Below are 13,357 nucleotides of genomic sequence, written 5' to 3' on the forward strand. Positions count from 1 at the left end.
CTTTTTTCGTTGGGAAAGTATTGAAAAAACAAAACGGCTATTAAGTGAAATAAAAGGGTTCCATCTAAGGAAGCCTTTTTTTCATCACGAGCACTCATACATAATCTGAACGGTGTAACTCAAAGGATGTGGTGACTTGAAAAGTTCGCTTATAGAAGCCATGGATGTTTTTAAAGATGTATTTTTTTATGGCCATCAAATTATTGAAGAAGAACTAACTCACGAATTTCGTGAGCTCTCACCTGAGCAGCTAGCTGTACTAATTATTATTGATTTATCGGGGCCATTAACGTCAAAAGAGATTGCGGCTTTTCAAAGAACCCATAAAAGTGCAGTATCAAATCGATTAAAAAAGCTTCAGCAAAAGCAATTAATTCAGTTTAAAGAGAGCGAGCAGGATAGTCGACTCAAATATGTTTCCTTTACAGAAGAAGGGGAAGCAAAAATGAAAGCCTATCAAGATGAAGTTCATGCCTATTTTACAACGTTATTTTCGGATTTTGAAACGCAAGAGATTGCTCAATTTTACCAATTAATGAATAAAATTCGAGATCGACTTCGCCATTATAGTTCCGTAAAGATCGCTGAAAATAAGCGCAAAAGAACACGCTAAAGGCGTGTTCTTTTTAATGCTATTTTCTTTTACGACCAAGTCCCATCGCATTTTCCGCTTTTTTCAACGTTTTATTTGCTATTTGCGCCGCTTTTTCAGCACCAGCATCTAAAATATCGTCAAGTTCGCTTGAATCAACCAACTCATAATAACGTTGTTGAACGGGTTCAAGGGTTTGAATAACAGCTTCCGCAAGGTCAGATTTAAACGGGCCATAGCCGGATTGTTGATAACGGTTTTCAAGTGTTTCGATGCTTTCATCCGTGCAAAGAGAAAAGATGGACAGCAAATTGGAAACAGCCGGTTTATTTTCGGGATCAAAGCGAATCGTCCCATCAGAATCTGTAACCGCACTCTTCATTTTTTTCTCAATCGTTTTCGGATCGTCCAATAGAGAAATATAGCTCTTTGGCTGTGGGTTTGACTTACTCATTTTTTTACTTGGATCATTAAGAGACATAATGCGAGCGCCGACTTTAGGAATTTGTACTTCTGGCACTTTGAAAACATCCAAATATTTATTGTTAAAGCGCTCAGCAAGGTTACGTGCTAATTCTAAATGCTGTTTCTGGTCCTCTCCAACAGGCACAATATCGGTTTGATACAATAAAATGTCTGCAGCCATTAAAGGTGGGTATGTAAGTAAAGCTGAAGATACGCCATCTTTGCCAGCAGATTTGTCTTTAAACTGTGTCATACGTTCCAATTCACCGATATAGGAAAGGCACTGCATCATCCAACCTAATTGAGCGTGGGCGGGCACTTCTGATTGAATAAATAATGTTGATTTATTCGGATCAATGCCTGATGCGAGATACAGTGCTGCGAGACTGCGAATTTGTTGACGTAATTTTAATCGATCTTGGGGTACCGTAATGGCATGTTGGTCAACAATGCAAAAATAACTATCATAGTCATACTGCATTGCTGAAAAATGTTTCAGTGCACCTAAATAATTTCCAAGCGTTAACACACCGCTCGGCTGAATTCCGGAAAATACCGTTTGCATAACGTTCACTCCTGTTCATCTACTCCTAAATTATCCTAATTCAGAATTCATATAAATGCAACTTACTCCTCAAGAGATGATTCTTTTTGTTTTGATTTTTTCTTCCGCACGATAAATACGCCAATATTTAGTGCGAGTAAAAGGGAAAACCATAAGAAGGAATAAGGTATATCTTGAAACAAGATGACAAATAGTAAAAAAGCAAGAACGGCAATAAACTGTAAAAGTTCTAATCCTTTCATAATCGTACTCCTAACTTCGAAAGAGGGATATCATGACGTTCTCTAAATGGCTAAGCCAATGTTTAATTATTTGTATACTAGTACTGGCAACAACGGAAGTTCTTGCTGTTCCAAACGAAGTAAGCGTTGAAGGTCCATATATGGAACAAACCTTACCTTCGTTTTCAGGCTCCACGTTAAACGGCGATCCTATCGCTTATGAAAAGGGGACGCATCATAAAACGGTCATTCATTTCTTTGCAACGTGGTGCTATCCATGTCAAGAAGAGATGCCGGCTATCGCTGCGCTTAGCAATGTTCTGCAACAACAAGAAGGAAGCCAATTTATTCCCGTTAATTTAACAAGTTCCGAACGGAGTAAAAACGACATCGCGCCTTTTTTACAACAGTACGAAGCTCAGTTTGACCCAATCCTTGATCTTAATGGAACCTTACAAAAGCAGTTTCAAATTTTTGGTGTTCCAACAACGATTGTGGTTGATCAAGATGGAATCGTTACTCAACGAATCAATGGCCCAATAACAAAAGATGACTTTCAACTTATAAGCGAGCCTTAACCTAGCTGTTTTTTTATGACAGCATCGACTTGAACATCTAACTCTATAAGCAGCTGACGCGCACGATCCATATCAATCGTCCGATAATGATGATCGCCACCAGGTTCCTCATCTAAAGTGTCTGCTTTTGCGACAATATTTTGTAGCGGTGTTAAAGCAAGGTCGTGAGAGGGCAGGTAAGAATCTGTATGAAGTAAAATCGCGACAGCAATCTCTTTTGCTTTTCTAGGATGTTCCCCAAGTCGAATGAGTAATTTGTGCGCTCGCTCTGCGCCTTTTATAGGATGAATGTCGAATGCTTTGTATAAACTATAATCCCATTTTCCATTTTTGTACCACATATAGTGACCAATGTCGTGCAAAAAGGCGGCTTTTGTAGCTAAGTCAACGTCTACTTTATGGTCAATCGCTAGCGCATAGCCATGGTAAGCAACACGAATGGCGTGCGCCATCCCGGAACGGTTAATGTATTTTTGTGTAATATGATGATCAAACACTTGTGTTAATGTAACATCTCTCATATTTTCACTCCTTTTAAGCAATATGCAGTTTTAATTACCTATGCTATAATGGTTTAAAGCGTTTGTAAAGGAGAGGTTTAATTGGCGGAAACGCATATTTTCACGAAACGAGAAGAAGTTGCAAACGCGGTTACACACGGAATTGGAACACTGCTTAGTATAGCAGCTTTAACGTTACTTATTGTGTATTCGAGTTTGTATGGTACAGCTTGGCATGTCGTGACCTTCACGATTTATGGAGTAAGCATGCTACTTCTTTATGTTTCCTCTACAATGGTTCACAGTTTTCCACCAGGTAAAGCAAAGGACGTATTTGAAATTTTGGATCATGCAGCGATTTATGTATTCATTGCCGGAACGTACACACCCATCGCGCTTATCTTAATAGAAGGTGCATTAGGGTGGACGATGTTTGGTATTGTCTGGGGTCTTGCAATTGGTGGAACGATTTTTAAAATTTTCTTCGTAAAGAAATTTTTATTTATCTCTACGCTCATTTATTTAGCGATGGGGTGGCTAGCAATGATCGCCATCGTCCCAATTTTTAATGCGCTATCTACAACTGGTTTATGGTATCTAGTCATTGGTGGGTTGTTTTATTCAATCGGCACCATTTTTTATATGTGGAGAGGCTTTCGGTACCATCACGCAGTTTGGCATTTATTTGTTATCGCGGGCTCCGTCTTTCATTTTTTCCTTATTTTGCACCACGTCTTGCCTGTCGGTGTTTAAATGTACGAACACGAAGCGTGCTCACACTTGTCGTGAACATGCTTTTTTTTGTGTGTTCACTCAAAGTTTGATTCTTTCTTTAGATGCAATTTGGGAAAAAAGGAAGCTTCTTGAAAAAAATTAGAAGTTTTTCTAGCATTTTGATAGCAATAATGAAGTAAGAACGTTATACTTTATGTCGAGGAGGCTCGTTATTTGTATATTACGTTAGATCAATTGTCCACCTATCTAGGACTTACGGAATCGTACATAAAAGAACAGCTTCTTTTAGGAAATGTTAAGGGTGTCTATGACGGTAAACAATGGCTTTTCAACAAAGAACAATTTGCTATGCAAAAAGATCAGCTTGAGCATAAGCGAAGACAGCTTCTGAAAGAGTTAGAGCTAGAAGAGGACTGGGACGCTCGGGACGAAGATTAACGATAAAAAACGGGGAGTGTAAGTATGAACACATTTATGAAACGAACATTCTTTACCATCGGTGCTGGAGCACTAGGTTCTGCTCTGCTTTTAGCAGCGACGACTACAGAAGCAAAGGCTGACTCAGGTGTTGCCCTCATGCATTCGCAAAAAGTTGCAAACGAAAATAATGGATTTGAAATCCCTTCTTCTTCTGCACGTTTTGTGTACCAATCTGGCTACCATTTTGACTATCCAGAAGATGGGGTAAGAGGAATTTTCCTAACCGCTCATTCAGCAGGTGGTTCACGATTAAATACATTAGTTGATTTTGTTAATGAAACAGATATTAATTCAATGGTTATTGATATTAAAGATGATACCGGAAATATTACGTATATGCCTGATGAAGACTCCCCTTTTTATGATATTGCTAAAAATTATATCGATGATCCGGCGGAAATGATGTCAGTGCTTGAAGAAAATGAAATTTACCCTATTGCTCGTATCGTTGTTTTTAAGGATTCTGTTCTTGCAGACTTAAAGCCAGAATTGTCGTTTAGAGAAAGTAACGGCGAATTATGGAAAAACCGTAACGGTGATGCATTTGTGAATCCATTCTTAGAAGAAGTATGGGATTACAATGTTGAAGTTGCGAAAGAAGCAGCGAAAATGGGCTTTAGAGACGTGCAATTTGACTACGTTCGTTTCCCAGAAGGATTCTTAAATCGCTCTGATAGTTTAACTTACGGTTTAGGTAATTACGATGATGGGGAAGGGGATACAGTAGATAGCAGAATTGACGCTGTAGCTGATTTCGTTGGATATGCGCGTGAAGAATTACAACCATTTGATGTTGAGGTATCTGTTGATATTTTTGGAGCTGCAGCACGTGGATTTGAAGAAAACGTTGGACAAGATTTCGTGAAAATTTCTGAAAATGTAGATGTTATTTCGTCTATGCCTTATCCGAGTCACTGGGGACCATTTTCAATTGGAAATATTGATAAACCAGATCTATATCCTTATGAAGTAATGGATGAGTATTCACAGTTAGAAAACGATGTTCTTGATGAGTTAGGCGATGAGAAACCTACGCAAAGACCATGGTTACAAGACTTCACTGCTAGTTACTTAGGTGCAGGGAACTATACAAATTATGGTGTAAATGAAATTGAAGCGCAAATTCAAGCGCTCTATGACAATGATATTCATGAGTTTCTATTATGGAACGCAAGCAACACGTATACTGAAGGTGTTGACTACGTTAACCCATAAATTACGTAAAACCGGTCGATTGGTTGCAAAGCCAAATGACCGGTTTTTTGCATGAAATGATTTGCGTCTGTTTGGGTACACTAGCGGAAACAGGTTTTCTTTTAGCGGAATAACGGTATAATAAGTGATAAGACGAGGAGGAATGAATATGAAAACATGGTATGATAAGCTAGCGGAATATTTTCCAATTGAAGAAATGAAGTCTGAGGAACATATGAAATTGCTGTTAAAGGAAAAAGGAGATGTGTACCACAAAGATGAAAGTGACAAACATGTCCTAATGTATGTCGAAACCGATGAGTTTGTTTTTGTTGATTATTTATTTGTGTCCAGTCATGCTCGAGGTGAAGGACTAGGGAAAAAATTATTGGACCAATTGAAAAAAAAGCAAAAGCCAATTATACTTGAGGTAGAACCAGTTGATTATGAAGATACCGATACAGAAAAAAGACAGCGGTTTTATGAGCGAGAAGGGTTTACTCACGCAAAATCGATTGGCTATCGTCGGCGTTCTCTAGCGACAAATGAAGTAAATGAACTAGAAATTCTTTTTTGGTCACCAGAGAACGATGATGAAAATACGATATATGAGCAAATGAAACATACGTATGAAACGATTCACACGTACAAGGATGAACATTTGTACGGAGAATCGTATGAACCAGTAAATAAAGTGTTGACGTATGATGAACAAAGCAAACCAGTTAAACCTTAAAAAAGGTGGTGTTTGTGGTGCATAAAAAGAAAAAGCAAAAAAATAAAAAGAAACGACGTATTTGGGAAGATTTATTAAAAAAACGTTTCGGCCGATTTCGAAAACGTCGGTTAAACGATAACCCTTATCCGCAATCAAAAAAATGCAGTGCATAATAAAAAACTCTTTCTATAAGCGCTTTACGTGGCGCTTTATAGGAAGAGTTTTTTTATGTTGTCCATGTGAAATTGTCGCACATAGAGATACGTAAATAAGTTTTTTCGTTATTAGGTTTAAAAAAGAATCCTTCAGGGTACTTATACCTATAGTTGTAGTCTTTCACATATTTTTGTTTAATCTTTGTATAAGTTTTACCGTTCAACCCTATACAACTATTAGACAAACTTGTATAATAAGAATTGTGATTAAGTGAACGAATGCACATAGAATGTAAATCTAATTTGATTATTTACGTAAAGGAGAGATTCAATAAGATGGTCACACTACTAACATCCCCTAGTTGTACATCTTGTAGAAAAGCAAAAGCATGGTTAGAAGAGCACAATATTCCTTTTGAAGAACGGAATATTTTTGCAGCACCACTCTCTGTAGAAGAAGTTAAGCATGTTGTACGTATGACAGAAGATGGGACAGATGAAATTATTTCAACGCGCTCAAAAGTTTTTCAAGAGCTGGATGTTGAATTAGAATCTCTTCCATTACAAAAATTGTTTACAATAATCAGTGATAATCCTGGTTTGTTACGTAGACCGATTATATTCGACGAAAAGCGTCTTCAGGTTGGTTATAACGATGCGGAGATTCGTCGCTTTTTACCGCGGAAGGTTCGTACATTCCAACTTCAAGAAGCACAACGTCTTGTAAATTAATGACCTTCTGTTCAATGCAGAAGGTTTTTTCTTGACTTTTAAAAATAAATAAGAGAAAATTATAAATCAATAATCTCGCCGAAAAGATGCAGATTCATTTCATTTTTTTCGTATCTATCATACAATAGAGATAGAGGATCTGCTCACTTCTTGAGTTGAACAACCATTATCCGTTAGGAGGGGGAGCGAGAATGGAGATTGAACGCGTAAACGAGTCAACAATCCGATTTTTTATTACGTATAAAGATATTGAGGAACGTGGTTTCGAACGTGATGAGATCTGGTATAATCGTGAACGAGGAGAAGAACTCTTTTATGACATGATGAATGAAGCAAGCGATCGTGATGATTTTGAACTTGACGGTCCATTGTGGATTCAAGTTCATGCACACGACAAAGGCTTAGAAATTCTCGTGACACGTGGCCAAATTTCTGATGGGAATATGAAGCTTGAAATTCCAGTTAAAGAAGACGACTTGGAAGACAAAGACGTCGATCATCTTGATGAGATAAATAAACAAGTGGATTCTCAGTATGATCAGCTTGAAATTATTATTGGCTTTAGAGAACTAGAAGATGTCATTTCATTGAGTCATTCTGTTCAGCCTGATCATGTGCCAAATAGTTTATACCACTATGAAGGGCGTTACTTCTTGCACATCCATTTCAGCAATGATCATTATACTGAGGATGAACAAGATAATTTGTTAAGTCGAATGCTCGAATATGGGTATGAGTCAGAATTGACGATTTATCGTTTAAAAGAATACGGAAAAGAAATTGCTGTTGACAATGCACTAGATGTAATGAAGACAGCGTTTTAATAAGAACGTCTGCGGGCGTTCTTTTTTTGTTTTTTTGCAGGAGTTTGGTGATAAATACAAGAATGTATGAAAGAAAGAGCTGCGAGGAGGGATTATGTGTATACTGCACGAAATCGAGCGAACGAGCCGATTTACATTAGCAGAGCCTATTCGAAACAGTATTGGGTATCAAAAAGAGAAAGAGAGTTGTTTTTCTGTCCTGTCTGCGATCGCGAGGTTGTCATAAAATTAGGGAGTAAACGGAGCTGGCATTTTGCTCATCGCGTGTCGACATCGTGTACGGGAAAAGCAGGTAAAGAAACATTGTTACATGAACGAGGAAAGAAGATGCTTTACACCTTTTTTGAAAAAAGTTTTCCGCGAACAAAACTCGAATCGTATTTACCCCAAACAAAACAACGTCCAGATATTTTGATAGAAGCCAATCAATTCGTTATTGAATACCAATGTTCTGTCATCAGTGTAGAGCAAATCGTAAAGCGGAACGACGATTACCACGCGCAACGATTAAAACCAATTTGGGTTTTAGGTTCAAATCGATTAAAACGTCTCGGAGCGAGTATGTTTCGGCTTCAGGAATATGAATATTATGCGATTTTTACGAACAATCAACAGCGATTCCTTTACTATTTTGACCCCGACATCCAAACCTTCTGCCTTCTTACAAATTTAATCAGCCTACACAAAAACCTTATCTTAGCAAATTGCCAATTTATAAAAATGGACCAACTTACACCTGCAAACTTCTTCTTACCTGCATCTAGCCAAATAACAGCTATTGCGCGTGTATATGATGCGTTTCGAAAAAAAGCTTCAACACGAACACTTCTCCAATTTCCACATTTGTTAACGTATTATCTACAAATGCAGCGTGAACAAACACCTCCAATTGTTGGCTGGTCTCTTCCAGCACAACTCTATTTCCTTCCTTCTCCATATGAATGGCAAACCTTTTTTATTTTTGAAGGTCTTGAGACACTTCCACTCCATCATAAAGTTTCACGATCGACCATCTTAAAGCAATTTCAATCCATTTACGACCGATATCAATGGCGCGTCAGGACTCGATGTACACGTGAAACAGTACAGGTGCTTATTGTATCGCAATATATAGATTTACTGGTTTCGTTTGGATATTTAAAACGACATAGCGATGGCGTTTTAGAACGGGTTTCAAACGCGATGGACATCAGTGAAAAAAATATAGCGTTAATGAAAAAGTGGACAGAAACATGCGGTAATTTTAAATAGTTGTTATAATAGGAAAACAATAACGAGGAGGCTAAATCATGTCAAACGGCAAAATTTTAAAGCGCGCTGAAATTCCTGAAGCATCCACTTGGGATTTAGAATCGATTTTTTCAACGGTTGAGGAATGGAATCAAGCCTGTACTGAAGTACAAGTTGAATTAAATACGTATCAATCATTTAAAGGGAAGGTAACTGAATCAGCATCGAACTTGTATCAAGCGCTTGAGAATTACTATGAACTGGAAGTGAAGGCATCTAAGATTCTCGCTTATGCCCGTCACGATAGTGATGTAGATAAAACAAATGCTACTATGCAGGAACGTAGTGAAAAAGCGATGCAGCTGTATATTTCCTTTCAAGAGAAGACCGCTTTTCTTGAACCGGAAATTGTGGGACTTGATTCGAAAACACTAAAAACGTATGTAGAGCAACATGAACCACTGGGTAAATATGACGCGTATTTTTCGTTTATTGAACATCGTAAGGAACATATTTTATCAGAACATGAAGAAGCTTTGCTTTCTCGTCTCAAAGAGCCTTTTCACGCTTCAAGTCATACGTATTCCTTATTAACAAATGCAGATCTAACGTATCCGTCTATTAAAGGTGAAAAGGGCGAAGAGATTGCTGTGACGTCAGGACGTTTTTTAACATTGATGGCACACCCTAATCAGTCTATTCGTAAGCAAACGTATGAATCCTATTATCAAACGTATGAACAATTTAGCCATACAATTGGCTCTCTATTAAATGGAGAAGTAAAAGCGAAGCACTTTGAAGCGAAGATGAGAGGTTATCGCAATGCAAGGGAAGCCGCTTTGAACGAAACCTTTATTCCAGAACGAGTGTATGATCAACTTGTAGACACTGTAAATGATCATCTTCCTTTGCTTCATCAATATATGAAGTTGCGGAAAAAACAACTCCACCTTGAAAAACTCCACATGTATGATGTTTATACACCGATCGTGAAAGATGCTGAATTAACGTTTACATACGAGGAAGCAAAAGAGACGATGCTTGCTTCGCTTGCGCCACTCGGAGAAGAGTATGTATCGATTGTAAGAAAAGGCTTAAACGAGCGTTGGGTGGATGTTTATGAAAATAAAGGGAAAGATAGCGGTGCGTATTCTGGAGGGAGCTATGCAACAAAGCCGTTTATTTTAATGAACTGGCAAGATACCCATAGTAGCTTATCCACCTTAGCGCACGAATTCGGGCACAGTGTTCATAGTTATTATACAAGGAACACGCAACCTCCAGTCTACGGTCACTATACGATTTTTCTAGCTGAAGTCGCATCAACGTTAAATGAATTATTGCTTCATCGTTATTTAATGCAAAAAGAGCAAGAGAAACAGAAGAAGATTTACTTGCTTAACCAATTGCTTGAAAGTATTCGAACGACAGTGTTTAGGCAAACCATGTTTGCTGAATTTGAACACATTTTGCACATGAAACATGAAGAAGGAGCAGGTGTGACAAAAGATTCATTAGCAGCAGCTTATAAGGCTCTTAACGAAAAATACTATGGGCCAGATGTTGTCACAGATGACTTAATTGCTTATGAATGGGCAAGAATCCCGCATTTCTTCATGAATTATTATGTGTATCAATATGCGACTGGTTTTAGCGCGGCTGTTGCGTTATCGGAACAAATTTTAACGGAAGGAGAGCCTGCTGCTGAGCGCTTTGTTTCATTTTTAAAGTCAGGTATAACCGAATTTCCAATTAACGTATTAAATAAAGCAGGGGTAAATATGACGTCTGCGGAACCTGTGCAAGCAACCATGAAGCGGTTTGAAGAAACGCTTCATGAACTAGAGCAGTTGCTTGAGCAATGAGGTTAACCACGTGATCGGTAGCCTTTAAAACGATGTTTTTTTTGAGTGGGTTTAAAGAAATAATAGCTAGCAAAAAACAATAATGGCGCGGCAAGCCAAATCGGGAATAGATGCAGTAAACTGAGCAAATATAGACCGAATGCGATAAGCAAAATGGCAAAACGTATAAGAAAAACACTCTTTTTCAATGGTGATACACCCCTTATATGTAAAAGAACTGTCACATGACGTTGAAGGTTCTACTTGCTTTCTTCTTTCATTATACGTTAAGATAGATTTTGCATGTCACATTCCTTTTGAAAAAATAAAGAGCGACGCCTCCTTAACTGGGGGCGTCGCTTTTCTTATGCGATCCATTTCCAAAACGTACCATATTTAAATGGGACAGCTTCTACTTTTTGTTGCAACATCAAAGTTTTTAACGAACGTTCTACTTCCTCAGGGCTTTTATCAAGCACAGTCGCAATTTCTGATGTCGCTAGAAAGCCGTAATGGCGCAAAAATACTTCTAGCTGAGGGTGAGACGCTCGTTCTGGTTTATGCCCCAACATGTCTTCTAGCAATTGTTCATAAATGTGATAAGGGTAACTGCCAGAGACTTTTATGCCCGCTTCCTCAGAATTGCCGTTAAAGAAAACAAGGCTTGGAACGGATTCAACATCCATTTCAGACGTTGTTTGAATATCACATTGAAGCGCCTTTGTTGCCGTAGCTGAATGAAGATCCGCTAAAAAGACATCTTCATCAAGTCCAGCTTCTCGAGAACATTCTTTCAAAATCGCCTCGTCGGTTACGTTGCATTTTCTTAGAAATAACGCTTCACGTAGCTTTCTTAGAAAGCGATGTCCTGCACGTGGACCTTGTAGTTCAGCAGCTTTTACTGCCATAAACGCATTATATGGGTGAAGGTCCATTTTATTTAGTTCAACGTTTCCAGCACAGCACATGGTTGGATCGAGTGTTTGCTCTCGTTGGCTTCTCTTTTTAAGAGAGCGGTCAAAAGCATTCCAATGTGAAAGTTTACCGGCTAGTAAGATGCGGACTTTAAAATAATGACCATACTCGATTTGTAGCTTTTTTATAATTGGTTCCATGGACCAACACTCTTGACAAAGTGGGTCGATAAAAAGATAAATTTCAATCGGTTTTTTTAATGGCAATCGTTCGCGTGAGTCGGAGATGCCACAAATACCCAGTTCTTGATTACATTCTTCAAAGGAATGACGTTTAAGGTTCATGGTACAACTCCTTTCTTTTATCTTGGTGTTGATGCGTGATTCACCATATGATGGGCGGTAAGTGTAAGGCGCTGCATCATAAAATCACGAATGTCACCTGATAAATGCACGTCGTCCATCGCCTGTTCCATACAGGACAACCAAGCCTCCGCTTGGATAGGGGTAATGACAAAAGGCATATGTCGCGCTCGAAGCCTAGGGTGACCGAACTCCTCAGTGTATCGTTGAGGACCACCAAAGAACTGCGTTAAGAATTTTTTTTGCTTGTCTTTGGTTTCTGTTAAATCATCAGGAAATAAATGTTGTAGATCGCTATGCTGCTTAACGTAGTCGTAAAACGCTTCAACGAGTTGGTCGAGTTTTTCTTCGCCACCAATTAAAACGTATGGACGCTGATTTTCTTCGTCAGACACCTTTACCTTCGCTCCTTTTAATTCAATACCATATATCTATTGTAGCAACGATTAAGAAGTTGGGCAAATCATGTGTTTTATAATAGAGAAATAGGGTAATCTATATTGTCTAAAATTAGCGATCCTTGTACAATAAAAGAAAATGATATCGGGAGAAGGTGTTGGAAATGACGATTCAATTCTGGCCAGGAGTAACTACACACGCACAGTCTTCTGTAAATCAACCAAGCCAAACAAAACAACATGACTTTAACTCCTTTTTATTTAAAGCGATGCAGCAAACGCTTTCGACTCAAACATCGGGACTGCCTATGCCGTTTCTAATGCCGTTTTTAAATAGCCAACAAATGCTACAGCCAAATGGAACAAATCAAGCAAGTCAAGCAAATGGAGCGAATCAAGCGAGTGTAGAAACGGTGTACCCAACTTCAAACCAGGCTTCTTCGCTTAAAACGGTCAGTGATGCCAATGCTCAACCTTATTTATCGCTCATTGAACGGATCTCGAAAGAACATCAAGTGGATCCGAACTTAACGTTAGCGATTATAAAGCATGAATCAAACTTTAATGAGAAAGCGGTTAGTTCGGCAGGCGCGAGTGGATTAATGCAGCTTATGCCTGGGACGGCACGGGGGCTTGGTGTTACATCTATTTTTGATCCCGAGCAGAATATACGTGGTGGTGTCCGCTATATTAAAGATATGTTAACCCGTTACAATGGAGATGTCTCTTTAGCACTTGCGGCGTATAATGCTGGCCCGGGAAATGTAGATAAATATGGCGGCATACCTCCATTTAAAGAAACGCAGGCGTATGTGCCAAGAGTATTACAGACATTTAAGCAGCTGTAAA

At 38.6% G+C, this 13,357-nt stretch carries 18 protein-coding genes; 12 read left to right on the plus strand and 6 right to left on the minus strand.

The features are described 5' to 3' along the window. The first annotated feature begins 136 nt into the window (after positions 1-136). Positions 137-613, plus strand: coding sequence for a MarR family winged helix-turn-helix transcriptional regulator (locus ACE1TH_RS02920; RefSeq protein ID WP_099301316.1), 477 nt, complete (start codon positions 137-139; stop codon positions 611-613). Between the two features lie 19 nt (positions 614-632). Here the strand turns inward: ACE1TH_RS02920 and trpS are convergent, their stop codons facing one another. Beyond that, entirely contained in the window at positions 633-1,622 is a 990-nt protein-coding gene (trpS, locus tag ACE1TH_RS02925; RefSeq protein ID WP_099301315.1) for a tryptophan--tRNA ligase, read from the minus strand. 62 nt (positions 1,623-1,684) lie between these two features. Beyond that, complete coding sequence (locus tag ACE1TH_RS02930; RefSeq protein ID WP_099301314.1) at positions 1,685-1,864, minus strand: hypothetical protein; 180 nt, start codon at positions 1,862-1,864, stop codon at positions 1,685-1,687. Between the two features lie 32 nt (positions 1,865-1,896). On the opposite strand from ACE1TH_RS02930, the gene ACE1TH_RS02935 reads away from it, so the two are divergent. Beyond that, positions 1,897-2,421 (plus strand): TlpA family protein disulfide reductase, encoded by a 525-nt coding sequence (locus ACE1TH_RS02935; protein WP_099301313.1) that lies wholly within the window; start codon positions 1,897-1,899, stop codon positions 2,419-2,421. Here ACE1TH_RS02935 and ACE1TH_RS02940 read toward each other — a convergent pair. Next, the gene (locus tag ACE1TH_RS02940) at positions 2,418-2,942 is read right to left on the minus strand and encodes an HD domain-containing protein (protein ID WP_099301312.1); all 525 of its coding nucleotides are present in this window, start codon (positions 2,940-2,942) and stop codon (positions 2,418-2,420) included. The genes ACE1TH_RS02935 and ACE1TH_RS02940 overlap by 4 nt on opposite strands. A gap of 81 nt (positions 2,943-3,023) precedes the next feature. Between ACE1TH_RS02940 and trhA the strand changes: the two genes are divergently transcribed. The 9 genes from trhA to pepF all read left to right on the plus strand — a co-directional run bounded on the left by trhA (position 3,024) and on the right by pepF (position 10,854). Then, entirely contained in the window at positions 3,024-3,674 is a 651-nt protein-coding gene (gene trhA / locus ACE1TH_RS02945; protein ID WP_099301311.1) for a PAQR family membrane homeostasis protein TrhA, read from the plus strand. Positions 3,675-3,869: 195 nt separating this feature from the next. Then, on the plus strand, positions 3,870-4,094 hold the full coding sequence (locus tag ACE1TH_RS02950) for a hypothetical protein (protein ID WP_099301310.1): 225 nt from the start codon (positions 3,870-3,872) through the stop codon (positions 4,092-4,094). Positions 4,095-4,118: 24 nt separating this feature from the next. Continuing rightward, positions 4,119-5,351: a putative glycoside hydrolase gene (locus ACE1TH_RS02955; RefSeq protein WP_255223444.1), complete on the plus strand. Its 1,233-nt coding sequence runs from the start codon at positions 4,119-4,121 to the stop codon at positions 5,349-5,351. 148 nt (positions 5,352-5,499) lie between these two features. Further along, positions 5,500-6,066 (plus strand): GNAT family N-acetyltransferase, encoded by a 567-nt coding sequence (locus tag ACE1TH_RS02960; RefSeq protein ID WP_099301309.1) that lies wholly within the window; start codon positions 5,500-5,502, stop codon positions 6,064-6,066. Between the two features lie 17 nt (positions 6,067-6,083). Then, a complete protein-coding gene (locus tag ACE1TH_RS02965) occupies positions 6,084-6,221 on the plus strand; it encodes a hypothetical protein (protein WP_176554270.1) in 138 nt (45 codons plus the stop codon). Positions 6,222-6,539: 318 nt separating this feature from the next. Continuing rightward, on the plus strand, positions 6,540-6,935 hold the full coding sequence (spxA, locus tag ACE1TH_RS02970) for a transcriptional regulator SpxA (RefSeq protein WP_099301308.1): 396 nt from the start codon (positions 6,540-6,542) through the stop codon (positions 6,933-6,935). 191 nt (positions 6,936-7,126) lie between these two features. After that, on the plus strand, positions 7,127-7,759 hold the full coding sequence (mecA, locus tag ACE1TH_RS02975) for an adaptor protein MecA (protein WP_375078350.1): 633 nt from the start codon (positions 7,127-7,129) through the stop codon (positions 7,757-7,759). A 96-nt stretch (positions 7,760-7,855) separates the two neighbouring features. Continuing rightward, positions 7,856-9,010 (plus strand): competence protein CoiA, encoded by a 1,155-nt coding sequence (locus tag ACE1TH_RS02980; RefSeq protein ID WP_255223443.1) that lies wholly within the window; start codon positions 7,856-7,858, stop codon positions 9,008-9,010. Positions 9,011-9,048: 38 nt separating this feature from the next. Beyond that, a complete protein-coding gene (pepF, locus tag ACE1TH_RS02985) occupies positions 9,049-10,854 on the plus strand; it encodes an oligoendopeptidase F (protein ID WP_375078351.1) in 1,806 nt (601 codons plus the stop codon). 2 nt (positions 10,855-10,856) lie between these two features. Here pepF and ACE1TH_RS02990 read toward each other — a convergent pair whose 3' ends face one another. The 3 genes from ACE1TH_RS02990 to ACE1TH_RS03000 all read right to left on the minus strand — a co-directional run bounded on the left by ACE1TH_RS02990 (position 10,857) and on the right by ACE1TH_RS03000 (position 12,505). Further along, positions 10,857-11,042 carry a hypothetical protein gene (locus tag ACE1TH_RS02990; RefSeq protein WP_141556758.1) on the minus strand — a complete coding sequence of 62 codons (186 nt, stop codon included), beginning with the start codon at positions 11,040-11,042 and terminating at the stop codon, positions 10,857-10,859. A 156-nt stretch (positions 11,043-11,198) separates the two neighbouring features. Beyond that, positions 11,199-12,092, minus strand: a complete 894-nt coding sequence (locus ACE1TH_RS02995; protein ID WP_099301304.1) for a ClpXP adapter SpxH family protein — start codon at positions 12,090-12,092, stop codon at positions 11,199-11,201. Positions 12,093-12,109: 17 nt separating this feature from the next. Further along, positions 12,110-12,505 carry a globin domain-containing protein gene (locus ACE1TH_RS03000; RefSeq protein WP_099301303.1) on the minus strand — a complete coding sequence of 132 codons (396 nt, stop codon included), beginning with the start codon at positions 12,503-12,505 and terminating at the stop codon, positions 12,110-12,112. 167 nt (positions 12,506-12,672) lie between these two features. On the opposite strand from ACE1TH_RS03000, the gene ACE1TH_RS03005 reads away from it, so the two are divergent. Further along, entirely contained in the window at positions 12,673-13,356 is a 684-nt protein-coding gene (locus ACE1TH_RS03005; RefSeq protein WP_255223441.1) for a lytic transglycosylase domain-containing protein, read from the plus strand. Position 13,357 lies beyond the last annotated feature (1 nt).

It is taken from the genome of Shouchella sp. JSM 1781072 (genome assembly GCF_041949915.1).
GTDB lineage: Bacteria > Bacillota > Bacilli > Bacillales > Bacillaceae_D > Shouchella.